General features: G+C 72.4%; 20 protein-coding genes. 9 read left to right on the forward strand and 11 right to left on the reverse strand.

Going from position 1 to position 24622, the window contains the following annotated elements:
- Nucleotides 1-13 precede the first annotated feature (13 nt).
- From ACWC2B_RS10135 to ACWC2B_RS10150, 4 genes are read right to left on the reverse strand one after another with little or no spacing between them, the layout of a single operon-like run.
- Nucleotides 14-949, reverse strand: a complete 936-nt coding sequence (locus ACWC2B_RS10135; protein ID WP_450716006.1) for a S66 peptidase family protein — start codon at nucleotides 947-949, stop codon at nucleotides 14-16.
- A complete protein-coding gene (locus ACWC2B_RS10140) occupies nucleotides 946-2925 on the reverse strand; it encodes a dipeptidyl-peptidase 5 (RefSeq protein WP_450716007.1) in 1980 nt (659 codons plus the stop codon). Before ACWC2B_RS10140 ends, ACWC2B_RS10135 begins: the two co-directional genes overlap by 4 nt.
- 21 nt (nucleotides 2926-2946) lie before the next feature.
- Entirely contained in the window at nucleotides 2947-4278 is a 1332-nt protein-coding gene (locus ACWC2B_RS10145; protein ID WP_450716008.1) for a M20/M25/M40 family metallo-hydrolase, read from the reverse strand.
- Nucleotides 4271-5104 (reverse strand): M55 family metallopeptidase, encoded by an 834-nt coding sequence (locus ACWC2B_RS10150; protein ID WP_450716009.1) that lies wholly within the window; start codon nucleotides 5102-5104, stop codon nucleotides 4271-4273. Before ACWC2B_RS10150 ends, ACWC2B_RS10145 begins: the two co-directional genes overlap by 8 nt.
- A 315-nt stretch (nucleotides 5105-5419) precedes the next feature.
- Here ACWC2B_RS10150 and ACWC2B_RS10155 point away from each other — a divergent pair, with 315 nt between their 5' ends.
- Nucleotides 5420-5575: a hypothetical protein gene (locus ACWC2B_RS10155; protein WP_450716010.1), complete on the forward strand. Its 156-nt coding sequence runs from the start codon at nucleotides 5420-5422 to the stop codon at nucleotides 5573-5575.
- 125 nt (nucleotides 5576-5700) lie between these two features.
- Here the strand turns inward: ACWC2B_RS10155 and ACWC2B_RS10160 are convergent, their stop codons facing one another.
- Nucleotides 5701-6831 carry a hypothetical protein gene (locus ACWC2B_RS10160; RefSeq protein WP_450716011.1) on the reverse strand — a complete coding sequence of 377 codons (1131 nt, stop codon included), beginning with the start codon at nucleotides 6829-6831 and terminating at the stop codon, nucleotides 5701-5703.
- A gap of 263 nt (nucleotides 6832-7094) precedes the next feature.
- On the opposite strand from ACWC2B_RS10160, the gene ACWC2B_RS10165 reads away from it, so the two are divergent.
- From ACWC2B_RS10165 to ACWC2B_RS10180, 4 genes are all read left to right on the forward strand, one after another.
- On the forward strand, nucleotides 7095-8204 hold the full coding sequence (locus ACWC2B_RS10165) for an NAD(P)H-dependent flavin oxidoreductase (protein ID WP_450716012.1): 1110 nt from the start codon (nucleotides 7095-7097) through the stop codon (nucleotides 8202-8204).
- Between the two features lie 102 nt (nucleotides 8205-8306).
- Nucleotides 8307-9032 (forward strand): alpha/beta hydrolase, encoded by a 726-nt coding sequence (locus ACWC2B_RS10170; protein ID WP_450716013.1) that lies wholly within the window; start codon nucleotides 8307-8309, stop codon nucleotides 9030-9032.
- Nucleotides 9033-9116: 84 nt separating this feature from the next.
- Nucleotides 9117-9509, forward strand: a complete 393-nt coding sequence (locus ACWC2B_RS10175; protein WP_450716014.1) for a hypothetical protein — start codon at nucleotides 9117-9119, stop codon at nucleotides 9507-9509.
- 100 nt (nucleotides 9510-9609) lie between these two features.
- A complete protein-coding gene (locus tag ACWC2B_RS10180) occupies nucleotides 9610-10434 on the forward strand; it encodes a VOC family protein (RefSeq protein ID WP_450716015.1) in 825 nt (274 codons plus the stop codon).
- 6 nt (nucleotides 10435-10440) lie between these two features.
- On the opposite strand, the gene ACWC2B_RS10185 is transcribed toward ACWC2B_RS10180, so the two are convergent.
- The 5 genes from ACWC2B_RS10185 to ACWC2B_RS10205 form a co-directional block, all read right to left on the reverse strand.
- Nucleotides 10441-11313: a hypothetical protein gene (locus tag ACWC2B_RS10185; RefSeq protein WP_450716016.1), complete on the reverse strand. Its 873-nt coding sequence runs from the start codon at nucleotides 11311-11313 to the stop codon at nucleotides 10441-10443.
- 166 nt (nucleotides 11314-11479) lie between these two features.
- Nucleotides 11480-12226 (reverse strand): class I SAM-dependent methyltransferase, encoded by a 747-nt coding sequence (locus ACWC2B_RS10190; protein ID WP_450716017.1) that lies wholly within the window; start codon nucleotides 12224-12226, stop codon nucleotides 11480-11482.
- A gap of 164 nt (nucleotides 12227-12390) precedes the next feature.
- Nucleotides 12391-14817 (reverse strand): SpoIIE family protein phosphatase, encoded by a 2427-nt coding sequence (locus ACWC2B_RS10195; protein ID WP_450716018.1) that lies wholly within the window; start codon nucleotides 14815-14817, stop codon nucleotides 12391-12393.
- A 134-nt stretch (nucleotides 14818-14951) separates the two neighbouring features.
- The gene (locus tag ACWC2B_RS10200) at nucleotides 14952-17342 is read right to left on the reverse strand and encodes an MFS transporter (RefSeq protein ID WP_450716019.1); all 2391 of its coding nucleotides are present in this window, start codon (nucleotides 17340-17342) and stop codon (nucleotides 14952-14954) included.
- A gap of 189 nt (nucleotides 17343-17531) precedes the next feature.
- The gene (locus ACWC2B_RS10205) at nucleotides 17532-17975 is read right to left on the reverse strand and encodes an SRPBCC family protein (RefSeq protein WP_450716020.1); all 444 of its coding nucleotides are present in this window, start codon (nucleotides 17973-17975) and stop codon (nucleotides 17532-17534) included.
- Between the two features lie 163 nt (nucleotides 17976-18138).
- Here ACWC2B_RS10205 and ACWC2B_RS10210 point away from each other — a divergent pair, with 163 nt between their 5' ends.
- Nucleotides 18139-19176: an Rv2578c family radical SAM protein gene (locus ACWC2B_RS10210; protein WP_450716021.1), complete on the forward strand. Its 1038-nt coding sequence runs from the start codon at nucleotides 18139-18141 to the stop codon at nucleotides 19174-19176.
- Between the two features lie 33 nt (nucleotides 19177-19209).
- Here ACWC2B_RS10210 and ACWC2B_RS10215 read toward each other — a convergent pair whose 3' ends face one another.
- Nucleotides 19210-19794 (reverse strand): adenylosuccinate lyase, encoded by a 585-nt coding sequence (locus ACWC2B_RS10215; RefSeq protein WP_450716022.1) that lies wholly within the window; start codon nucleotides 19792-19794, stop codon nucleotides 19210-19212.
- 401 nt (nucleotides 19795-20195) lie between these two features.
- Between ACWC2B_RS10215 and ACWC2B_RS10220 the strand changes: the two genes are divergently transcribed.
- The 3 genes from ACWC2B_RS10220 to ccrA all read left to right on the forward strand — a co-directional run bounded on the left by ACWC2B_RS10220 (nucleotide 20196) and on the right by ccrA (nucleotide 24615).
- The gene (locus ACWC2B_RS10220; protein WP_450716023.1) at nucleotides 20196-21977 is read left to right on the forward strand and encodes a 3-hydroxyacyl-CoA dehydrogenase family protein; all 1782 of its coding nucleotides are present in this window, start codon (nucleotides 20196-20198) and stop codon (nucleotides 21975-21977) included.
- 91 nt (nucleotides 21978-22068) lie between these two features.
- Entirely contained in the window at nucleotides 22069-22875 is an 807-nt protein-coding gene (locus ACWC2B_RS10225; RefSeq protein ID WP_450716024.1) for a TetR family transcriptional regulator, read from the forward strand.
- A gap of 402 nt (nucleotides 22876-23277) precedes the next feature.
- Nucleotides 23278-24615 (forward strand): crotonyl-CoA carboxylase/reductase, encoded by a 1338-nt coding sequence (gene ccrA, locus ACWC2B_RS10230; RefSeq protein WP_450716025.1) that lies wholly within the window; start codon nucleotides 23278-23280, stop codon nucleotides 24613-24615.
- The last annotated feature ends 7 nt before the right edge of the window (nucleotides 24616-24622 follow it).

A 24622-nucleotide genomic window follows, 5' to 3' on the forward strand; every position in this document is an offset into this window, starting at 1 on the left:
CGGTGCGTCACCTTCAGGCCAGTGCGGGCCTCTCCAGCGTGATCGTCCCCCCGTCCGCGTCCAGCACCGCGGGCACCCCCAGCGGCATCGTCAGCGCCGTGTCGCAGTGGCCGAACCCCAGGTTCTCCACCACCGGCACGCCCAGAGGGGCCAGGCGGTCGTACAGAACCGGGCGCACCCTCTCCTCGTACGGTCCGCACTCCAGCCAGGAGCCGAGGGCGACGCCGGTGACGCCGTCCAGCCGGCCCGCGCGCAGGAGCTGGGTCAGCATGCGGTCCAGGCGGTAGTCCTCCTCGCCGATGTCTTCGAGCAGGAGCAGTCCGCCCGCGGCGGACGGGCGGGCGTGCGGGGTCGCGAGGTCCGCGGCGAGCAGGCACAGGCAGCCGCCGACGGTGACGCCGCGCGCCCGGCCGGGGATCAGCGCGCGGGCGCCCGGCAGGCCGAGGGTCATCGCGGCCTCCGGCTCGAACAGGGTGGTGCGCAGGGACTCCTGGGTGGCGGCGTTCTTGATGAAGGCGAGCGCCGAGGCCATCGGGCCGTACAGGGTGGCGAGGCCCAGGCGGACGGCGAACGCCTCGTGCAGGGCGGTCGCGTCGCTGTAGCCGATGAGCACCTTGGGGCCGGCCGCCCGCAGCGCGTTCCAGTCGAGGAGGTCGACCATGCGCTGGGCGCCGTAGCCGCCGCGTGCGCACATCACCGCGTCGACGGCGGGGTCGCACCAGGCCCGCTGGAAGTCGCGCGCCCGCTGCTCGTCCTCGCCCGCCAGATACCTCAACTCCCGGTTCAAATCGGCGACTTGGGGCGTGGCGACCGGGTCGAGGTCCCAGCCGCGCAGGACGTCGAGCCCGGCCTGGAGCCGCTCCTCGACGACGGGTCCACTGGGGGCGACCACGGCGATCCTGGCGCCGGGCCGCAGCCGGGGCGGGCGGGTGAGTTCGGCGGCGGTCACTTGGTGAGTTCCAGGAGGGGGATGTCGGTGCGGTCGATCGCGAACACCTGGGCGTACAGGGAGAATTCGGCCTCCAGGGCGCGGACCATGGTGTCCGCGCGGCGGAAGCCGTGGCCCTCGCCCTCGAAGGTGAGGTAGGCGTGCGGGATGCCGCGCCCCGTCATCTTCTCCAGGAAGTGCTCGCACTGCGCGGGCGGGCAGATCGCGTCGTCCAGGCCCTGGAGCAGCAGGAAGGGCGCGGTGATGCGGTCCGCGTGCTGGGCGGGCGAGCGTTCGCGGTAGCGGCCGGGCAGTTCGGCGTACGGGCCGACGAGGCTCTCCAGATACCGCGATTCGAAGTCGTGGGTGGCATCGAGCCAGCCCGCGAGATCGAGGACGGGGTAGCTGATCGTGCCGCAGGCGTACACATCGGTGGCGGCGAGGGAGGCGGCCGTGGTCCAGCCGCCCGCGCTGCCGCCGCGGATCGCGAGGCGCCGCGGGTCGGCGGTGCCCTCGTCGGCCAGGGCGCGGGCGACGGCGGCGCAGTCCTCGACGTCGACGACGCCCCACTGTTCGCGCAGCCGGTTGCGGTAGGCGCGGCCGTATCCCGTGGACCCCCCGTAGTCGACCTTGACGACGCCGATGCCGCGCGAGGTGAAGTAGGCGGTCTCCAGGTCGAGTACGAGCGAAACGTTGCTGGTGGGGCCGCCGTGCGCCCAGATGACATAGGGCGGCAGTTCGTCAGCGGGGGCGATGCGGTCGGGGCTGTGCGGCGGGTAGACGTGGGCGTGGATGTCGCGGCCGCCGGGCCCGGTGTAGGTGCGGATCAGCGGCTCGGGGTAGTAGGCGGGGTCGACCGCGTCGTCGTGGCCACAGCCGATCACGCGGGCACGGCCGGTGGCGGTGTCCAGTTCGACGAGTTCGTACGCGCTGCGCGGGCTCGCGGCGACGCCCACGACGCGGCTGCCGTGCGCGGCGAGCGTCGGGTTCCACTGGGTCCAGGGTCCGGCGGCGTCGACGAGTTCGCCGCTCTCCGGGTCGAGTATGCCGAGCGTGGTGGCGCCCCGGCCGTGGACGGCGGCGACCAGGCCGCTCTCCAGTGGCTGGAACCAGCGCCGCCCGACCTGCCACAGCGGTCCCGCGAACTCCTCCTCGCGGGGGCACAACGCGACCGCTTCCCCTCCGTCGGGGTCGGCGCGGTACAGGTTCCACCAGCCGCTGCGGTCGGAGGCGAACAGGAGCTGCCCGTCGGCGGCCCAGTCGGCCTGCGCGATGGATTCCTCGGGGCCGCCCGCGAACGTCCGGGCCCGGCGCAAGGTGCCGTCCTCGCCGACGTCCGCGAGGATCAGCTCGGTGCCGTCCCACGGCATCCGGGGGTGGTCCCAGCCGATCCAGGCGGCCCGCCGGCCGTCGGGCGAGAGCCGCGGTCCGGTGACGAACCGGTGCCGCCCGTCGCTCAACTCCCGTACGGCGCCCCGGTGTTCGGCGGCCGATCCGTCCAAAGGCACGGCCGCGATCACGCGGCGTACGTCGGTGGGGCCCTCCCCGGTGAACTCCTCCAGGACGCACCACACCTCACCCCGGTCGAGGTCGATCCGGGGATCGACCCAGCGCAGGCCCCCGCCGATCGGGGACAGCGGGGTGAGCGGCCTCGGCGCGGCGGTCGCGTTCGGCTCGTACGCGTAGAGCCGCTGGTCGGTGAAGTGCACGAACACGACGAGCGGGCCCTCGGCCGCCCGGGCGGCGCCGTCCCAGGGCCGGCCGCCGTACTCCATGACCCGGCTGCGCACGTTCCACGGCTCGGGCAGGACCGGCCGCGCCTCGCCTTCGGGGCGGCGACGCACCAGGACCCGCCTGCCGCCCTCGGTGGGGCGCGCCTCCGTCCACCACAGGTCGTCGCCGACCACCCCGACATGGTCGGGGTATCCGTCGTGAGCGGCGGCCAGGGCCGCGTCGATCGGCGACGGCCAGCTTCCGTAAGGCGCGATGGGCACCATCGTTGCAACTCTCCCTCGGGGCTATGCGGACCGCAGATAGTGGTCGAGGACCTGGACGCCGAAGTGCAGGGCGTCCACGGGCACCCGTTCGTCGACGCCGTGGAACAGCGCCTGGTAGTCGAGCCCGGCCGGCATGCGCAGCGGCGCGAAGCCGTAGCCGGTGATGCCGAGCCGCGAGAACTGCTTGGCGTCGGTGCCGCCCGACATGCAGTACGGCACCACCTGGCCCTCGGGCGCGAACCGCTCGATGGCGGCCTTCAGTTTGAGGTACGTCGGCGAGTCGACCGGCGCCTGGAGCGCGACCTCGCCGTGGTGGAAGTCCCAGTCGACGTCGGGCCCGGTCAGCCGGTCCATCGTCGTACGGAACTCGGCCTCGCCGCCGGGCACGATCCGCCCGTCGACGTAGGCGGTCGCGTGCCCCGGGATGACGTTGACCTTGTAACCGGCCTCCAGCATCGTCGGGTTGGCGGTGTTGCGGATCACCGGCTCGACGAGGGCTGCGGCCGGGCCGAGCTTGCCGAGGAGTTCGTCGGCGTCGAAGTCCTCGGCGTCCGGGTCGGCGTCGATGCCGTGCAGGGCGGCGAGTTCGACGAGGCTCGCGCGGACCGTGGGGGTGATCCTGACCGGCCACTCGTACGCGCCGATGCGGACGATGGCGCTGGCGAGCCGGCTGACCGCGTTGGAGCGGTTCACCTTGGAGCCGTGGCCCGCGCGGCCGTGCGCGGTGAGCCGCAGCCAGGCGGTGCCGCGCTCCCCCGCTCCGATCGGGTAGATCTCCATGCCCCGCCCGGCGTGGAAGGTGACGCCGCCCGACTCGCTGATCCCCTCCGTGCAGCCCTCGAACAGCTCGGGGTGGTGATCGGCGAGGAAGCCGGAGCCGTCGACGGCGCTTGCTTCCTCGTCGGCGGTGTACGCGATGACGATGTCCCGCCGGGGCCGCACCCCGTGCCGGGCCCAGGCCCGTACGACCGCGAGGACCATCGCGTCCATGTTCTTCATGTCGACGGCGCCCCGGCCCCACACCAACCCGTCCCGGACCTCGCCCGAGAAGGGGTGCACGCTCCAGTCGGCGGCCTCGGCGGGCACCACGTCGAGGTGCCCGTGCACGAGGAGGGCGTCGGCCGAGGGGTCGGTGCCCTCGATCCGGGCGACCACGTTGGTACGTCCCTTGGTGCGCTCCAGCATGTGGGGTTCTAGGCCCGCCGCGGCGAGGCGCTCGGCGACGTACTCGGCGGCCGGGCGCTCCTGGCAGTCGCCGCCGCCCCGGTTGCTGGTGTCGATCCGGATCAGCTCGGAGGTGAAGGCCACCACCTCGTCGAGCGCCACCTGATCGGCCGTCTCCACCTCAGCCATATTGCTCCTCCACGGCGGACGAGACGATCGTCGTGACCGCCTTGAAGGTGCGAATGCCCTCATACATCGTCAAACTGGTGTAGGAGACGCGCCGTTCACCCGTACGCGCCACGCCGGGCACCACAGTGGCCGCGTCGGCGAGGTGCTCGGCGTCGAACTCGATCTCCACGGTGAACGGGCCGCCGTCCACGGGCGCGGCCCTGCGCGCGAGGGCCGCGGCCTCCTTCGCCGCCGCCCTGATGTCCCCGGCGGTACGCGCGGGGGTGCGGCAGACCGCCGCGTACCGCGAGACGTGGTCCTTGACGGCCACCTTGCGGGCGTCCGGCGCATACCCCTCGGCGTCGGCACAGGTGAGGTCGTCGCCGGTCACCAGGACCACCGGCACCCCGTACTCGGCGACGACATGCGCGTTGAGCAGCCCCTCGCTGGCGCGGGCGCCGTTGAGCCACACCCCGGTGATGGAGTTGGCGAGGTAGGTGTGGGCGAGCACGCCCGCCGTACCGGCGCCCGTGTGGTAGCCGACGAAGGCGATCCCGTCGACGTCGCCGTGCTGGATGCCCTCCACCATGGACAGCGACTTGTGCTTGCCGGTGAGCATCTGGGCCCGTTCGTCGAGCCGTTCGAGCAGCAGATTACGCATGGACCAGTGCGCCTCATTGATGAGTACGTCGTCGGCGCCCCCGTCGAAGAAACCGAGCACGGCCGCGTTCACGTCGGACGTGAACATCGCCCGGCAGCGCTCCCACTGCGGTGTTCCCGGCAGCACATCGGCCGGCCAGGTGACTCCGGTGGCGCCTTCCATGTCCGCACTGATGAGGATCTTCATGGCGCCCCACGGTACCCGCCGCCGAATACCCAGGCCAGGGACCGGACGGTCACCAGAGGTCCACACCTTTGACGCCCCGGGCGCCGACCGGGAGCACTGCGTCCACGTGGCTCAGGCACACGGCACCCCTACGTCAACTACCTGGGCGGTGAAGTGAGTTGACCAGTGTCGGCGGCGCCAGACGGGCTCCCGGGATGGTGGGAGGACACCGGGCACGGGCGCGCCCGAGGTCCGGTCTCGGGCGCGGTGCCGCGCGCTCGGCATGCGGTGGCCGGGCGGGCGGACCACCCTGGGTACATGGGCAGACCGAGGGCAGTGAGCACCCGCCCACCCGTACGGCGCGGCGCGGTGCGCGCCCGGGCCCGGCGGGCGGGGTGGGCGGCCCGCCTGGCACGCCGCATCTGGGCGGCCGGGCGCGTCGCGGGCCGCTGGGAGGAGCGGCTGCGCCGGTTCCGGCGGCGCGTTGGATAGGTCCCGGCCGGCGGGCTCACCCGCGGGAGGTGGAGCGCGTCTTCCGCGGGCCGGTGGGGGCTGGCCGCTCGCGGTTCCCCACGCCCCTTTCGGGGCGCGTATTGCGCGGCGGACTGCACACCCCCTCAGCGGCCGGCGGCCGGCACCGCGTGCAGTTGCTCCAGACGCCGCTGTACGGCCTCCACCGCGCCGCGCTGGCGGCCTGGCACCTGTCGACGCAGGGCAACCAGATCAGGGGCCAGCGATCGGGCGCGTTCCGGGTCGCGGAGCTGCTCCCACTGGTGGTGCGCGCGGTCGACGGCGCCTTGGACGTCTGCGTCGTCGGTGGTCTGCCCACGCGCGAGCCTGGCCTGCGCGGAGGTCATCCACAACTCGCAGGAACGGGCCGGTTCCCCGGCGAGCCGGGCGAGGTCGGCACGGACCTCCAGCCAGTGGATCGCCTCCAGCGACCCCGGCCCGTACGCACGCAGTGCCTCGCTCTCCCACATCGCCGCCATCGAGGCCGCCTCACCGTGGCGCCCCGCGCCGGCGGCGGCCAGGATCGCGGGATGCGGGTCGGCCGAGGCCTGCGATACGGACTGCTGCGGCACCGGGGCCCGGCCCGTGTCGGTGGGCACTCCGTCCATGGCCAGGTACAGGGCGTCGCCGGGGCCCGCCCGGTCCGCCGCGTACGCGTGGAGCTCGGCGAGCGAGGGCCGGGCGCCGCCGCGCCACACCTCGGCGTACACCTTCAGATAGTCGGGGGTGGCGATCTCGCGGCGCGGCGCGGGCGCGGTGATCCGCCCGTACAGGCGGACGCCGTGGCCGAGGGCGAGGCCCTCCTGCCGCAGCCGCTGCCAGGCCGCCGGGTCGGCGACGAGGTCGACGACCACCGTGGTCATGCCGGGCGGGCGCACCTGGAACTCGTGCGCCAGCCAGGCCCAGGGAAGGCCGGTGTAGCGCACGGTCGCCTGTGTGGTGCGGGCGAGTGCGACATGGATCCGCCGCTGTTTGGCGTCCACGTGCACCTGTCCGGCCAGGTAGACGAACAGCGGGCCGGGCGCGGCGGCCACGGCGCGGATCCGGGTCAGTACGGTCTGCGGGTCGACCGGATCGGCGAGCTCCACGACGGTGGCCGCGCCGGTGCCGGCCAGCACGCCCGGGGCGACCGCGGCCAGGCCCGGCAGGACCGACGCCGCGTCGATGAGACGGCCCTTGTTCGCCGGGGCGGCCGCCAGTAGCAGCGCCGTCCCCGGGTCCTCCCCCTTGATCAGCACAGCAGCACCGTATCCGGTCTCCCGGTAAGGCGCCCCGTCGATCGGCGGGAAGGGGTTCCGGGAGTGCGGGCCGCGACGTACGTCGCTGTCCGGGAGGACGCCACCCTGCGCGCGGCGGCGACGAGTTCGAGCCATTCGCGGCGAGCTCCGCGCAGGCCCGCCGGGCGCCGACCGCCCCGGACCGCGGGGCCCGCGGCTGTCTGGTGGGTCACACTTTCCTGACGGATCATCACCCCTGGCTCCGTGTAGGCATCACATAGTTCGTGAAGACGCCGCACCGCACCCCCCACGCCCCTCAACTCCTCGGAGAAGTCCCCATGTTCTTCCGCCTCGACGAGTTAGCCGTTCCGATCGTGCAGTCGCCCATGGCGGGCGGCGCCTCCACCCCCGAACTGGTCGCAGCCGTCAACAGCGCGGGCGCCCTCGGGTTCCTGGCCGCCGGATACCGCACCGCGCAGGGCATGCGCGAGCAGCTCGCCCGCACCCGTGAGCTGACCTCGCGGCCGTTCGGCGTCAACCTCTTCGTGCCGGGTGTCTCGGATCCGGGCGCCGTCGAGGCCGTCGGCGTGTACCGCGAGCAACTGCGCGCCGAGGCCGACCGGTTCGGCCTCACGCTGCCGATGCCCGACGCCGGGTTCGACGACGACGGGTGGGACGAGAAGATCGAGGTGCTCCTGAGCGAGCCCGCGCCTCTCGTCTCCTTCACCTTCGGGCTGCCCTCGCCCGAGACCGCCGAGGCCCTGCAACGGGCGGGCAGCCACCTCGTGGCCACCGTCACCACGCCCGCCGAGGCCGTGGCGGCGGAGGCCGTGGGCATGGACTCGCTCTGCGTCCAGGGGCCGCTGGCGGGCGGCCACCGCGCCACGCACGATGTCGCGGCGCGGCCCGAGGACGTACCCCTGCTCGATCTGCTGACCTCGGTACGCGACCGCGTACGACTGCCGCTCATCGCCGCCGGTGGGCTCGGCACGGGCGCGGACGTCGCCGCCGTACTGCGCGCGGGGGCGTGCGCGGCCCAGCTCGGCACCCTGTACCTGCGCGCCGACGAGTCGGGCGCCTCGGCGACCCACAAGGACGCCCTCGCCGACGAGCGCTTCGGGACGACGGCTGTCACCCGGGCCTTCTCCGGGCGCCCGGCCCGCGGCCTTCGCAACCACTTCATCGACACCTACGACGCCGCGGCCCCCAGCGCGTACCCGCAGGTGCACCACCTGACGCGCGCGCTGCGCTCGGCCGCCGCCGAGGCCGGGGACGCCGAGCGGCTCCACCTGTGGGCTGGGACCCGCCACCGCCTCGCACGAAGCGCGCCGGCCGCCGAGATCACCCGCACCCTCTGGGCGGAGACCCACGCGGCGCGGCACGCACCGCACTGAGGACGCCGATGAGCGGGTTCCCGGCCCTCCGGGTAATCCGCTCGCCGTGCGAAGAGCGTTACGGTGAAGGTCGTTTCAGCCTCGTTCAGCCCAAGGACCGCCATGCCGAGCAGCACAGTCCCGTACACCGCGGTGGACGGATCCGCGCCCCGACTCCTCGACGTGTACCGCCCGCAGGGCGCCCAGGCGACCACTCCGGCGGTGCTGCTCTGGCACGGCATGGGCCCCGACTCGCGGTTCGAAGTCGGCGCCCTCGCCGAGGAGACGGCCTCGCACGGACTGACCGTGTTCGTGCCGGACTGGCGCTCGGACGCCCCCGACGGCGGCCGCGCACACCTCGTCGCGTCGTTGCGGTACGTACGCGAGAACGCGGCCGGCTTCGGCGCCGACCCGGAGCGGCTCGTCGTGGCGGGCTGGTCGGCGGGGGCGGGCGCGGCGATCGGCACGGCGCTGCGGCCGGACCTCACCGACGGCCGGCTTCCGAAGGCGGTCGTCGGCATCGCCGGCCTCTACTGGCACCCCGCCCGCAGCACGGGTTCCGTCCCCCTGGACGACTTGGCGGAGGCGGCCACGTCCGAGGTGCCCGTCGTGCTGATCCACGGCACGGCGGACACGGTGGTCGAGTGCCACCACTCCCGCGACTTCCTCACCGCGCTGGAGAAACGGCACCGGCCCGCGAGGCTGCACGAGGTGGACACCGACCACGCGGGCATCATCATGACGACGTACGACCCCGGGCTCGGCCACTGCGTGCCCGCCACCGACGCCGACGCCCTGCGGGCCGGGCGCGAGACGGCCCGGGTCCTCGCGGAGGCGGCGCTCGGCTGACACCGGGGGCCCGGGCGGGGTTCAGACACAGGCTCTCACCTGCCTCGCGTGGCTCGTGCCGGTCGGTGCGCCCATGCTGGAAGCGTGATGACCGTCCTGCTGGTAGCCGACGACGAGGAAGCGGCCCTGCTGCGCGAGCGCATCCACCGCAACCGCCACTTCCGCGTCATCGCGCACACCCCGAGCCCCCGGCTCGCCCTGGCCCAGGCCCATGTCCTGCTGCCCGACGTCACCGTCCTCGACCCCAGCATGGACGGGGACAGCGATCCGGCCGCCCTGTTCACGGGGCTGCGCTCGCTGACTCCGCCCAGCGGCGTCATCCTGCGGACGACGCCCGCCACCGCCGGGCTCCCGGAGCTGCACGCCGTCCTTGAGGAAGGCGCCGTCCACGTGGCGGCCCGGGACGATCACGACGCCCTCATGGCCGCGCTGATCACGATCGGACGGCGCAGGGAGAGCTGCGACCCCGACCAGTGACCGGCGCCGGACGGCTCCGGCGTGCGAGCGGGGGCCGGAAGCGGGACAATAAGGGGGCCATGTGCCGGTATGCCGAAATTCCTGAGAGCGAGGGGCTTTCGTGACGCCGTCACCGAGCAACGCCGACACCGCTGCGGATCCGCGCACGCCCGCCGATTCGAGCGCGGCCGTGTGCGGGGCTCCGTGCTGGGTGAGTCTGATGGCCCGCGACCTGGGTGCCGCGCTCGACTTCTACGGCGCGACGATGGGCTGGACGTTCCGGGCCGGGTCCCTCGGTGAGGAGTTCCGGGTCGCCCTCGCGGACGGCGTTCCGGTCGCCGGTATCGGGGCCCTCGCGCCGGCCCTCCAGGTCGCGGTCGCCTGGACGCCGTACTTCGCGGTGGAGGACGCCGATGTCACCGCGGGCCGCATCCGCGAGCGGGGCGCCACCGTGGCAGTCGGCCCGGTCGCCCTGCACACCGGGCGCGGCGCGCTGGCCGCCGACCGCGACGGGGCCGTCTTCGGCATCTGGCAAGGCCCACTCCTGTCGAACTGGGAGGCCTGGCGCGACGCCGCGCCCGCCTGGACGCGGCTGCACACCCGCAACGCCTTCGACGCGGCGATCTTCTACGGCGAGGTCCTGGAATGGGCCTGCGACCGGCCCGGCTGCTGCGACGTCCAGTACGAACACGACGAAGTCGTCCTGCGCCACGCGGGACACATCGTCGCCCGCCTCACCTCCGGCGCCGTGGAGGCCGCCCCCGACCCCAGCCTGCGCCCCCACTGGCACACCCACTTCGCCGTCGAGGACCCCCACGGCCATGCCGAGAAGGCCCTTGCCTACGGCGCCACCGTCCTGGCCGACGGCGTCTCCCGCACCGGCACCTGGGTCCGCGTCAAAGACCCCGACGGAGCGACCTTCACGCTGAGCGCCACCGCGCGCTGAGGCCGGCTATCCGCGCCGCCGGCGCAGGCGATGGCGCAGGACGAGGGCGAGGACCCCGGTCAACGCCAGCGCGACGGCCCCCGCGGTCAGCCAACCGCCGTGCCGCGCAAGGGATTTGCCGCCCACCTTGAGGTGCGCGGTGCTGGTGTTGCGGCCGCCGTGGCTGACGACGGTGAGCGGGTACGTCCCCGCCGGGAGGTCGCCGCGGACGGTGGTGTGTCCGGAGTACACGGTGGCGCCGTCGTCGCACTTGCAGCCGGGGTCGTCATCGTCGTCGTCGGTGGTGATGGTCATGGGCGCTTCGAACGCCCTGGACCTGACGGTGAGGGTGTCCTCGTCGGGGGCGGGGTTGTGGTCGGCGAGCAGCACGACGATCTGGCTGCCGGGCCGCACGGTCACGCGGGGTGTGGAGTCGGCCCTGCCCAGGTTGCCGCTCTTGGGCCCTGCCACGAAGCGGGTGATGAGCGCGGGGGCCTGCGGTGTGACCGTCAGCCGGGCGCTCGCCACGGTGTGCCCGTCGCGGGTGGCGGTCACGGGGTAGGTGCCCGGCGCGATGTCGCCGCGGACGTCCTCGCCGTCCGATTCGGGGAACCGGCGCGAATCCGGACCGCCCGGCTTCTTGGGCGTGAGGCGGACCGGTGCGGTGAGGGCGGGCGAGCTGACGGTCACCGCGTCCCAGCCCGGCGGCATGCCCGTGATCGCGACCCCAGCCCAGCCGCCCACTTCGACCTGGTCCCAGTCGAGGGTCAAACGCGGCCCGGCCTGGCTCGCTCCGGGCACGGGGGCGCCCGTGTCCGCGACGGCCGCGCCGGATCCGGCCCCCAGGAGCGGAAGGGCCAGGCCGGCGACGGCCACGGCGCGGGCTGCGATGCGGAACACGGTGCTCCTTCTGGCGGGAGCCGGCCCGGCTCCCGGGCGCTCTCGGGGGTTGCTCGTCCGAGAAGAGGGAGGCCGGGTGCATTGCGTTGCTCCGCGTCCAGGTGAATTCGCGGGAGGTCGTCCAGGTGATTTTCGCGGGAGATCGTGCGAGTGAATTGGCGGGAGATCAGGGCTCCTTCGGGCCTTCGCTCCCCGCCGGGCCGACCACCAGCCATCTGGACGGCAGCTCGATGCGCCGGCCGTCGGCGGTGTATTCCGTGGTGGTGAGCGGGAGTTCGCCCTGCGCGAGGACCGTCAGGCCCGCGCTGGTGAGCAGTTCCACGAGCGCGGCGTCGGAGACCTCTCCGGGTGCGATGCCGTGGGCGAAGACCGGGCGGAGCTTGGGCGGCGGGCCCGCCGGGCTCTGGGCGAGCCCCATCAGGACGGGCTTGGCGGCCTCGGCGAGCTCCACCACGAAGGCCCGGCCGTGCGTGCCGAGCAGGGTGGCGATGGCGTCGGCGACGGGCCGGCGGTCGGCCGGTTCGCACTGGTGCAGGACGCCGCGCACGTACACGTTGGCGTCGCCGAGGCGGGTGTGCAGCTCGTGGACGGCCTTGGTGTCGGTGGCGTCGAGCTGCTCGAACTCGGCCTCGCCGTCCGGGTCTTGACTCCGGGCGTGCTCGACGGCGGCGGGCGAGAGGTCGACTCCGGTCACCTTCGGGTAGCGGGCCGCGAGGTAGCGGGTCTGGGTGCCGTTGCCGCAGCCGAGGTCCACCAGGGGCAGGTCGGGGCGGTCGATACGGGCGCCGAAGTGGGCCAGGTGGCGGGCCGCGGTGAGGGCTGGTTCCGCGTCCCAGAAGACCGCGCCCTGCTCGTCCGGCGCCTCGCGCCAGAACCCCTCCCAGGCGTCCTTGTACCGACTCGTCACGCTCATGACCGACTCCCCAGGCTGCACGCACAGTGTCAAGATCGGTCTATCGCGCGGGGCGCACGCGGGCAAGCACCCGGCGCATACCTTCACCCGCCGTTCGACCGGCGGGAGTTGGGCCGCCTCTGGGCTGCGGCCGGTCTGGGTGGCCGCCGAGCGTGCGGCCGATATCAGCGCGCCCGGCGTTCCGTGCGCGGCAACGTCACATCGAACCAGACGGTCTTGCCGTTGCCGGTGCGGCTGGTGCCCCACTCCCGGGCGAGCGCGCTGACCACGCGCAGGCCCCGGCCCGCCTCGTCGCGCGGGCCGGCGCTGAGCAGCGTCGGCAGGGTGTGGTCGTCGTCGACCACCTCGCAGAGCAGCGCCTCGGCCCGCACCAGGCGCAGCTCGACCTGACGGCCGTGCGCGTGCCGGATGCCGTTGGTGACGACCTCGCTGACCAGGAGCTCGACCGTTTCCGAGACGGCCGACAGGCCCCAACGGGCGAGCTGTTCGCGGACCAGGCGGCGGGCCCTGCCGACCTCGCGCGGGTCGGCGTCGAGCCGCCACTCGGCGACGTGCTCGCGGCTGATGCCGTTGAGCCGAGCCATGAGGAGAGCCACGTCGTCCTTGCGGCCGCCGCGGGTGTTGAGGGCGCGGATGATCGTGTCGCAGGCGTCGTCCATGGAGGCCGCCGGGTGCGCGGCGAACTCGCAGAGCGTGGCGAGACCGACGCCTATGTCCTCGCCTCGCACCTCGACGAGCCCGTCCGTGCACATGACGAGCCGGTCACCGGGCTCGACCCGGATGCGGGCCGTCTCGAAGGGCACTCCGCCGACGCCGATCGGCGCTCCGGTGGGCAGTTCGAGGAGCTCGCTGCGACCGTCCGCCGACCGTACGATCACCGGCGGCACATGGCCCGCGTTGGCCATCAGGAGCTCGCCTCTGATGGGGTCGTACACGGCGTACAGGCAGGTGGCGAGGTAGTGCTCGCCGAGGCGCTGCGCCAGGTCGTCGAGGTTGCGCAGGAGTTGGTCGGGCGGCAGGTCGAGCGCGGCCATGGTCTGCACGGCCGTACGCAACTGGCCCATCATCGCCGCCGAGTTGAGGCCGTGGCCCATGACGTCGCCGACCACCAGGGCGGTCCGTGAGCCGGGCAGTTTGATCGAGTCGAACCAGTCGCCGCCGACCCGGCCGAGCAGGGTGCCGGGCAGATAGCGGGTGGCCGTGTCGCAGCCCGCCATGCGCGGGGTGACCTGCGGCAGCATCGAGTCCTGGAGGGTGTCGGCGACGCTTTCCTGGTAGGTGTACATGCGGGCGTTGTCGAGTACGAGCCCGGCGCGCGCGGCGAGTTCGGCGCCGGTGACTCGGTCCATGTCGTTGAACTCGGCGCGCTCGGCGTGCCGCAGCAGGATCATGAAGCCGAGCACCACGTTGCGTGCCTTGAGCGGGACGACCAGCATCGAGCGGCCGTTGATGAGCGGCCGGATGTCGCGCTTCTCGAACTGCGAGGCGATGGCGGTGCCCATCTGCTCGCTGATCCGCGGCACGAGGACGGGCTCGCCGGACGTCATGCACTGGAAGAACGGGGTGTGTGCGGGGAACGGCATGGACTCGCCGACCGGCACCACGTCGTCCCAGCGGCCCGGCTCGTCCACGTGCTCCAGGGCGACCCGGTGCCACAGGGTCCGCTCGTCGGGCGGCCCGTCGGGGAAGCCCTCGCCCGCGATGACCTGCTCGCGCAGATAGGTGCCCGCGACGTCGGTGAAGCGCGGCACGACGGCGGCGCTGACTTCCTGGATGGTGCGGGACAGGTCGAGCGAGGATCCGATGCGGCCGCTGACGTCGTTGAGGAATTCGAGCCGCTCGCGCACCGCCGCGTATTCGAGGTCGGCGGCGAACTCGGGCGAGGGCGGCTGGGTCCGCGCCACGGGCTCCATGGGGTGGCGGCGCCGGGCGGGCCGGTGTTCGGCGCGCCGGGGCACTCCCCAGTCGGGGGTGACGGGCACTCGGTCGTGCTGGCTGAACTCCAGGACCGGATAGCCGAGTTCGAGGACCTGGGAGACGATCCGGGAGCTCTCGCCGACGCTCATGCTGGGCAGGATCTCGGGCAGCCTGCGGGCCAGTTCGTCGGAGCCGGGGAAGTCGGTGTGCAGGGCGAAGCCGGGCGCTATCCGCTCGACGGAGCCGCCGTCGTCGTCGGCCTCCCGGTGCAGCTGGGCCGCGTCCGCGGCGAGTACCAGGAGCCGCTCGGGCCCGGGTCCGACGAGCGGGTAGGCCCACCACAGCACGTCGGTACGGTCCCGGCCGGGCTCGGTGAGCGCGGCCCGGCCCGCGGTGGGGTAGGAGGTGCGTCCGGTCAGCGGGCCGTCGAGGCCGGGGCCGAACTCGTCGAACACGTCGTAGTCGTCGAAGCGTTGCTCCAGGGCGCCGGAGACGGGGAGCAGATCGGCGGCGGGCCTGCCGACCGCGTCCTCCTTGCCGGGACCGAACAGCCTGCGCGCACCGGAGGACCAGTGCGACACGAGGCCGTCGCCGTCCACGACGATCACGGCGAGCGGGATCCGGCCGGCCACGGCGAACTGCTGCGGCAGCTTCGGCGGAGTACCACTGTCCATGGGTGGGAGGCTCCTTCCCCGCCGCGAGGATCGGCGGCTGTAGCACCACCGTACGGCCATCGCGGGGCCGCGCGGGAGGCAACCCGTGAATAGGCGTACGCCCGCGCGAAACCGGCTCCGGCATTGAAGAAAGGTCAGTCCTCGTGGCCGAGTTGGAGATCGCGTTCGGTGCGTCCGCCGCCCGCGACCTGCAGGACCGTGGCCACCGGCGGATAGCCCGCCGCGATCACGGTGTACTCGCCGGAGGACAGGTCGACGAACCGGAAGGTGCCGTCGGGACCGGTGGTGAGGGTGTCCACGACATTGCCCGCGGCATCGAGGAGCGTCACCCGGGCGTCCTCCACGGGCCGCCCGCCGCCGGCCCGCACGGTGCCGCGAAGGACGGCCCCGCCGGCCAGCTCGATGTCCTGCCGGGTCTCGCGCGAGGCCTGCACGCTGACGGGCAGGGCGGCCGGGCGGAAGGCGGGTGCGCTGGCGGCCAGGGTGTACTCCCCCGCCACCAACTCGCCCATCACATAGGCCCCTTCGCGCCCGCTGCGGGTGCTGGCGACGACTTCGCCGCGTACGTCGGTGAGCGTGACGGCGGCGTCCCGCACCGGGCTTCCGTCCGCGGTGACGACGCTGCCGGCGAGGCGTCCGGCGCCGCCGAGCACCACGTCGAGGTCGACGGGGCGTTCGCCGACGGTCACGGCGACGGCTTGGGGCTGGTGGCCGCCGGCCGCCGCGATCAGGACGTACGATCCGGCGCCGGGCACGCTCAGCGCGTACCGCCCGTCGGCGCCGCTGGCCCCGCGCCCGACCTGCTGGCCCCGTACGTCGACGAGGGTGAGGGCGGCGCGCGGCACGGTGGTCCCGTCGTGGTGCTGGACGGTGCCGGTGACCGGAACGCCGCTGAGGTAGCCGGAGCCCGCGGTGCGGGCGTGGGGCAGGGGCGCGGTCTCGGCGGCGGGGGCGTTCTGGGACACCAGCGGTTTCTCCTTGAGAAGGAAGGCGAGGACGAAGCCGAGCACGAGCACCGGCACGAGGTACAGGAAGATCCGCGGCATGGCGTCGGCGTATGCCCGGATGTAGCCGTCGCGCAGCGCGGGCGGCATGGCGTGCACCAGTTGCGGGGTGATCGACTCGGGGTCGGGCAGGTGGGCTCCGGCCGGGAGTCGCTCGGTGAGCGCGTCGGCGAGGCGGTTGGTGAAGAGGGTGCCGAAGACGGCGGCGCCGACGCTGCCGCCGATCTGCCGGAAGTAGTTGTTGGCGCTGGTGGCGGTGCCGAGGTCGGCGGGGTCGACGGTGTTCTGCACAGCCAGGATGAGGACCGGCATGACCAGGCCGATGCCGGCTCCGAGCACGGCCATCCAGATGCTGTAGTCGAGCCGCGGGGTGTCGGTGCCGAGCTTGGAGAGCAGCCACATGCCGACGGCGGAGACCGCGCCGCCGAGGATCGGGTAGATCTTGTAGTGCCCGGTGCGGCTGATGAGCTGGCCGGAGATGATGGAGGCGCCGACGATGCCGCCCATCATGGGCAGGACGAGGAGTCCGGACTCGGTGGCGCTGGCCCCGTCGACCATCTGCAGGAACGTCGGCAGATAGCTGGCGGCGCCGAAGAGGGCGACGCCGATGACCGCGCCGACGAGCCCGGAGACGTTGAAGATCGAGTCGCGGAACAGTCGCAGGGGGATGACCGGTTCGGCCGCGAAGTTCTCGACGACGAGGAACAGCAGGGTCGTTCCGGCCGCGCCCGCGGCGAGCCCCAGCATCGGCCGCGACTCCCAGGCGTACTCCGTACCGCCCCAACTGGTCAGCAGGACCAGGCAGGTTGAGGCGGCGGTGAGCAGCAGCATGCCGAGCACGTCGAGCCGGGGCCGCACGCGGGGCCTGGGCAGTTTGAGTACGACGGTGATGACGGCGAGGGTGACCAGGCCGAACGGCACGTTGATGTAGAAGCACCAGCGCCAGGAGGCGTGGTCGGTGAAGAAGCCGCCGAGCAGCGGTCCGGCCACCGAGGCGAGCCCGAAGACGGCGCCGATCAGGCCCATGAACCGGCCGCGCTGCCGGGGCGGCACGATGTCCGCGATGATCGCCTGCACGCCGATCATGAGCCCGCCGCCGCCGATGCCCTGGACCGCGCGGAAGGCGATGAGCTCGTCCATCGTGCGCGACCAGCCGGCAAGGGCCGAGCCGACGACGAACACGACGATCGCGAACTGGAAGACGGGTTTGCGGCCGAACTGGTCGCCGAGCTTGCCGTAGATCGGCAGTCCGACGGTGGAGGCGAGGAGATAGGCGGTGACGGCCCACGAGACCTTGTCGAGGCCGTGCAGATCGCCGACGATCTTCGGCAGCGCGGTCGCGACGATCATCTGGTCGAGCGCCGCGAGCAGCAGGGTGAGCATCAGTCCGAGGAAGACCGTGCGCACCCGGCGGGGGTTCAACGGCGCCTCGGGCACCGGGAGTTGGTCCACCGGCGGAGCCGCCGGGGCCGGAGCGGGCTCGGCGGCCCGCTCGTCCTTCACCAGAGTGATCCCGCCCACGAAACTGCTCCCCTCGTCGCGCTTGCGCCGACCATTTCTCGCATTACGCGACAACCGGGGCAACCGAGACGAGTGGAGCGGGAGGCGTGCGCCGGGGGCTTAAGCGCTGGCGGGAGCCCCTACGGCGCACTACGGGCCGGAACGGAAGTCCACCCGAACCGGTGACCGCAGGGAGGGTTCAGTGGGCTGCTACTTCTCCACTTCCTCGGCCAGCTTGGCGAGCATCGCGTCGTAGATGCGGCCAAGTCCCTTGGGCGCAAAGGTCCTTTCGAAGAATCCGCCGATGCCTCCCGCGCCGTTCCACACGGTGCTGACGACGACCTTGGAGCGGCCCTCACCCGCGGGTGTGACCGTCCAGGTGGTGACCATGGAGGAGTTGCGGTCCTTCTCGACCAGCTGCCCGTCGGTCGGCTCGGTGACCTCCAGGAGGCAGTCGCGGACGCGCTTGCTGGTGGCCTGGAGCTTCCAGTGGACGAGGGTGCCCTCGCCGTCGCCGCCCTCGCGCACCTGGTACTCGCTGAAGTGCTCCGGCAGGAGCCCCGGGCGTCCGTCCTTGTAGTCGGCCAGCTTGTCGAACACGGTCTCCGGATCCGCCGCGACGATCCGCTCCGTCGTGGCCTCGACCTGCGCCATGGCACTTCCTCCAGCACTTGTGTTTCCGGGGTTTCGGGGGTGGGCCAAGCCAACCACCTCGGGGTCGGCCGTCATAATCCGGGTTGCGATCAAGAAGGGAACATGTGTTCTATTCAGGGGTGGGAGTGACCGAACAAGGCCCACGGGAACAGAGGAGGCGTTCATGCGCTGGGAGAATCTCGCCGATGACGACGCCCCGTCCGGCCGGGCCCGTACGGCCGCGCTCTTCGCCGCGGACGCGGTGACGACCCGGACGTTCGACACCCCCGAGTTCCGCGGGATCACCTTCCACGAGATCCGGGCGCGCTCGATCGTCAACCGGGTGCCGGGCGCCTCCCGGATGCCGTTCGAATGGACCGTCAACCCGTACCGGGGCTGCTCGCACGCGTGCGTGTACTGCTTCGCACGCAAGACGCACAGCTATCTGGATCTGGACACCGGGCTGGGTTTCGACTCGCAGATCGTGGTGAAGGTCAACGCGCCGGAGCTGCTCCGTCTCCACCTCGCCTCGCGCCGCTGGCAGGGCGCGCACATAGCGATGGGCACGAACGTGGACTGCTACCAGCGCGCCGAGGGCCGCTACCGCTTGATGCCGGGCATCATCGCGGCCCTGCGCGACCACGCGAACCCCTTCTCCATCCTCACCAAAGGCACGCTCATCCTGCGCGACCTGGAGCTTCTCAAGGAGGCGGCCCAGGTGACCGAGGTGGGCATCTCGGTCTCGGTCGGCTTCCTCGACCAGGAGCTGTGGCGCACGGTCGAGCCGGGCACACCCGCCCCGGACCGCCGCCTCGACGCCGTGCGCACGCTGACCGAGCACGGCATCGGCTGCGGAGTCCTGATGGCCCCGGTGATCCCGTTCCTCGGCGACCACCCCGACCAGCTGCGCGCCACCGTCCGCGCCATCGCCGCCTCAGGCGCCACCTCGGTGACCCCGCTCGTACTCCACCTCAGGCCGGGCGCGCGCGAGTGGTTCATGGCATGGCTGCGGCAACACCATCCCCATCTGGTGCGGCGGTACGAGCGGCTGTACGCGGAGGGGGCGTACGCGCCGAAGTGGTACCAGCGCCGGATCACCGGCCAGGTGCACGAACTGGCCACCGAGTACGGCATAGGCCCGGCCCACCGCGGCGCGGCCCGCCGCATCCCGCCAACCCCGCAGCCGACCCAACCGGAGCCGACGCAGCTGACTCTGCTCTGATCCCCGCGTCCCCGACAGATTCGCCGACCAGGCCTAGCCCCGCCCCCGCCCCGCCTCGATGCGGCGTAGTGCCCACGCCGCCGGGCGGGCGAGGCGGGGGTGGGCCAGGGCCTCGGTCAGTACGTCTACGGCTTGCTTGTCGCCGAGTTCGCCCAGGCCTTCGATGCAGGCCTGGGCCACGCGCCAGTACGGGCTGTGCGGGGAGAGCAGCGGGCGCAGGGTCTTGATCAGGGCCGGGACGGATTCCGGGGCCCGCAGCGCGGTGAGCAGGCGGACCGGGTGCAGGGCGTAGGCGGTGCGCAGTTCGTTGGTGGCCAGGGCCGCCGCCGCGCGCGCGGTGCGCGGGTCGCCGAGTCTGGCCAGCGCGTACGCGGCGCTCACGCAGCGCTCCGGGTCGCGGTGGTTGAGCAGCAGGATCAGCGCCTCGAAGGCCCGGCGGTCTCCCGCGACGCCGAGCCGGAACGCCGCGACCTCCCGCGCCCAGAGCGGGCGTTCGCGCTCGGTGAGCACCGCCGCGAGCTCGTCGCGGTCGGTACAGGCGATCAGCCGCTCGTACGCCGCCGACCCCCCGGTCTCGGCGCGCACCCGGTCCGCGAGCGACCTGAACTCCTCATCCATGCCCAAAAGGGTAGTGGCGTAAGGGAGTTGGCACCCCAAGGATGATCGGATGCCGGGCTCCAGAAAGCGGGTGAAGTGGCCAGTAACCATGCTTCTCCCCGCGGAACGGGCGCGAGCCAGATCACACCGGTTGGGCGCGACAGAGGTCTGGCGCGCTCGTTACTCGCCGGTTAACCTCAAGTGAGCGGGTAACCCCCGCCGACTCCGGTGGCCTGGTGACGCAGCCACCGCGAGTGCTTGTCGGTTCGGCAGTTCTGTACGACGCGCCCCGGGACAGGGCCGTCGACCCTTTGCACCACGACACAACTCCCGCACGCCGTGCGCCCGTTGGCGTATTCGAGCGCCCCCTGATGCCGGTCGCGTGCGCCCTCTCAGTCGTCACTCATCCCTGGAGTCCCGTGATGGACATCCCCCTGAACACTGTCGCCGTGGTCGGCCTCGGCACCATGGGCACCGGCATCGCCGAGGTCCTGGCCCGCGCCGGCCGCGAGGTCATCGGCATCGACATCAGCGAGCGCGCCGCCCGCCAGGCCGTGGCCTCCCTTGAGGCCTCCACGGCCCGCGCGGTGTCCCGCGAGCGGATCACCCCGCAGGAGCGGGGCGACATCCTCGCCCGGTTCCGTACCTTCACCGACCTCCAGGCCGCGGCCGAGGCCGAGCTCGTGATCGAGGTCGTGCCCGAGTCGTACGAGCTCAAGAGCCAGGTCTTCCACGCGCTCGACGCCATCGTCGCGCCCACCGCGATCCTGGCGACCGGCACCAACGCGCTCTCGGTGACCCGCCTCGCCGCCGACTCCGCGCACCCCGAGCGCGTCCTTGGCCTGCACTTCTTCAACCCGGCACCGGCGATGAAGCTCGTCGAGATCGTCTCGTCCGTGCTCACCGCGCCCCCGGCCGTCGACGCGGTCACCGCGCTCGCCCTCGACCTCGGCAAGGAGCCCGTCGCCGTCGGCGACCGCCCCGGCTTCGTCGCCGACGGACTGCTCTTCGGCTACCTCAACCAGGCCGCCGCGATGTACGAGTCGAAGTACGCCTCGCGCGAGGACATCGACGCCGCGATGAAGCTGGGCTGCGGCCTGCCGATGGGCCCGCTCGAACTGCTCGACCTGATCGGCATCGACACCGCCCGCACCGTCCTGGAGGCGATGTACGCCTCCTCCCAGGACCGCCTCCACGCGCCCGCCCCGATCCTCGGCCAGCTCGCCGAGGCCGGTCTGACCGGCCGCAAGAAGGGCCGCGGCTTCTACACGTACGAGGGCGAGGGCAGCTCGGTCGTGGTGGCCGACGCCCAGACCCCGAGCACCATCGCGGGCGCCGGCGGCGGCCGCGAGATCCGCTCGGTCGGGGTGGCCGGCTCGGGCACCATGGCGTCCGGCATCGCGGAGGTCTTCGCCAAGGCCGGGTACCACGTCGTGCTCGCGGCCCGCAGTCTGGAGAAGGCGGAGACCGCCAAGTCCCGTATCGGCAAGTCGCTTTCGCGCTCCGTCGACAAGGGCCGGCTCACCGCCGACGCCCGCGAGGAGACCCTGAACCGGATCACGGCAGCGGGCGCCCTGGAGGCCTTCGCCGAGGTCGACCTCGCGGTCGAGGCGGTCGCCGAGGACCTGGAGGTCAAGCAGCAGCTCTTCGCGACCCTGGACAAGATCTGCAAGCCGGGCGCGGTGCTCGCCACCACCACCTCCTCGCTGCCCGTCGTCGCCTGCGCCCGAGCCACCTCGCGCCCCGAGGACGTCATCGGGATGCACTTCTTCAACCCGGCCCCGGCGATGAAGCTGGTCGAGGTGGTCCGCACCGTGCTCACCTCCGACGAGGTGCACGCCACCGTCCGCGAGGTCACCGCGAAGATCCGCAAGCACCCGGTGGACTGCGGCGACCGCGCCGGGTTCATCGTCAACGCGCTGCTCTTCCCGTACCTCAACAACGCGATCAAGATGGTCCAGGAGCACTACGCGACGCTGGACGACATCGACGCCGCGATGAAGCTCGGCGGCGGCTACCCGATGGGCCCGTTCGAACTGCTCGACGTGGTGGGCCTGGACGTCTCGCTCGCCATCGAGAAGGTGCTGCACGCCGAGTTCCGCGACCCGGGCCTGGCCCCGGCGCCGCTGCTCGAACACCTCGTCGCGGCCGGCTGCCTGGGCCGCAAGACGGGCCGCGGATTCCGCGAGTATGCCCGGCGCTGATCCCGAGGCAGGGTGGGGCGGGCTGCTGCAACCTCCGGGCAGCTCGCCCCCGCGGGCGCGACTTCCTGCAAATATGCAGTACGTTCGGTCCATGCCCCAGCCAGCCAGGTCCTCCCGTACGAACGCCGTGCCCGACGCCCCGGAAAGTGCCGCGGGCAGCCGGGCGGCGGCCCAGCGGCTCAAGATGCGCCGGGAGCTGGCGGCCGCGGCGATGGACCTGTTCTCCGCGAAGGGGTACGAGGCCACCACCGTCGACGAGATCGCGGCCCGGGCCGGGGTGGCCCGGCGCACCTTCTTCCGCCACTTCCGCTCCAAGGAAGAGGCGATCTTCCCCGACCACGACGACACCCTGGTGCGGGCCGAGGCGGTCCTCAACGCCGCACCGTCGCACGAGCACCCGCTCGACACGGTATGCCGGGGCATCAAAGAGGTCATGAAGATGTACGCGGGCTCCCCCACGGTGTCCGTGGCCCGCTACAAGCTGACCCGCGAGGTGCCGACCCTGCGCGAGGCCGAGATCGCCTCGGTCGCCCGCTACGAGCGCCTCTTCACGCGCTATCTGCTCGGCCACTTCGACGAGCACGACCACCAGCCGGGGAACGACGACCCGCTGCTCGCCGAGGTCGCGGCGTCCGCGGTGGTCACCGCGCACAACCACGTGCTGCGCCGCTGGCTGCGGGCCGGCGGGCAGGGCGATGTGGAGACCCAGCTCGACCACGCCTTCGCGATCGTGCGGGAGACCTTCGGCTCCGGCATCGGAGCGGGCCGCACGGCCAGGCCGAAGCCGCCCGCCGCCTCCATCTCGACCGGCGACGAGGTACTCGTCGCGGTCGCCCGCACGGACGCCCCGCTCGACGAGATCATGCAGACCATCAAGCAGGCCCTCAAGACCAAGTAGGACGCACCTGGCACCCCGGTGGCCGCATCCCTCACTGAGGGGTGCGGCCATCCGCGTATCCGGCGACGCCCCTGACCTGCAACGATCGATCATCGCTCATCTGCGCAGGTCAATCGGCAATTGAGAGAAACTCTTGGCACGCAGTGTCTTGTCACTTGGCACCGGGTGCCATACGTTGATGTTGTCCGGGCGGCCGGCGTGCAGAGCAACCTCGTATGCCGGCTGTCCCCACAAGCCGCCACTGGTGAGTGCGCCCGGACGCCTGCGTCACAGGCAACCCTCCCGCGCCCACCAGGCGCTGCCGTACTTGCACCACACCGCCGAACCGACGGCACACCTCCACAGCACCACCCCCGAAGACCCTCAACGCCCCCCGTCGGGCGCTTCGCCGGAGGCAACACCGTGAAGGAAATCCTGGACGCGATCCAGTCGCCGGAGTCCACCTCCGCCGACTTCGCCGCTCTGCCGCTCCCCGAGTCGTACCGCGCGATCACCGTGCACAAGGACGAGACGGAGATGTTCGCCGGGCTCAGCACCCGCGACAAGGACCCCCGCAAGTCCCTGCACCTCGACGAGGTGCCGATCCCCGAACTCGGCCCGGGCGAGGCCCTGGTGGCCGTCATGGCCTCCTCGGTCAACTACAACTCCGTGTGGACCTCGATCTTCGAGCCGGTGTCCACCTTCAGTTTCCTGGAGCGTTACGGGAAGCTCAGCGAGCTCACCAAGCGCCATGACCTGCCGTACCACATCATCGGCTCCGACCTCGCGGGCGTCGTGCTGCGCACCGGGCCCGGCGTGAACGCCTGGCACCCCGGCGACGAGGTCGTGGCGCACTGCCTGTCGGTCGAGCTGGAGAGCTCCGACGGCCACAACGACACGATGCTCGACCCCGAGCAGCGCATCTGGGGCTTCGAGACCAACTTCGGCGGCCTCGCCGAGATCGCCCTCGTCAAGTCCAACCAACTCATGCCCAAGCCCGGGCACTTGAGCTGGGAGGAGGCCGCTTCTCCCGGTCTGGTCAACTCGACCGCGTACCGCCAGCTGGTCTCCCGCAACGGCGCCGGCATGAAGCAGGGCGACAACGTCCTGATCTGGGGCGCCAGCGGCGGACTCGGCTCCTACGCGACGCAGTTCGCGCTCGCGGGCGGCGCCAACCCGATCTGCGTGGTGTCCAGCGAGCAGAAGGCGGACATCTGCCGGGCGATGGGCGCCGACGCGATCATCGACCGCAACGCCGAGGGCTACAAGTTCTGGAAGGACGAGCACACCCAGGACCCGAAGGAGTGGAAGCGCTTCGGCAAGCGCATCCGAGAGCTCACCGGCGGCGAGGACGTGGACATCGTCTTCGAGCACCCGGGCCGCGAGACCTTCGGCGCCAGTGTGTACGTCACCCGCAAGGGCGGCACCATCGTGACCTGCGCCTCGACCTCGGGCTACAACCACGAGTACGACAACCGCTACCTGTGGATGTCGCTGAAGAGGATCGTGGGCTCGCACTTCGCCAACTACCGCGAGGCGTGGGAGGCCAACCGCCTGGTGGCCAAGGGCAAGATCCACCCGACGCTCTCCAAGGTGTACTCCCTGGAGGACACCGGGCAGGCCGCCTACGACGTGCACCGCAACCTCCACCAGGGCAAGGTCGGCGTGCTCGCCCTTGCTCCCCGCGAGGGCCTCGGCGTCAGCGACCCCGAGCTGCGCGCGCAGCACATCGACGCCATCAACCGCTTCCGGAACATCTGAGGTTCTT

This window comes from Streptomyces sp. NPDC001415 (assembly GCF_053597395.1).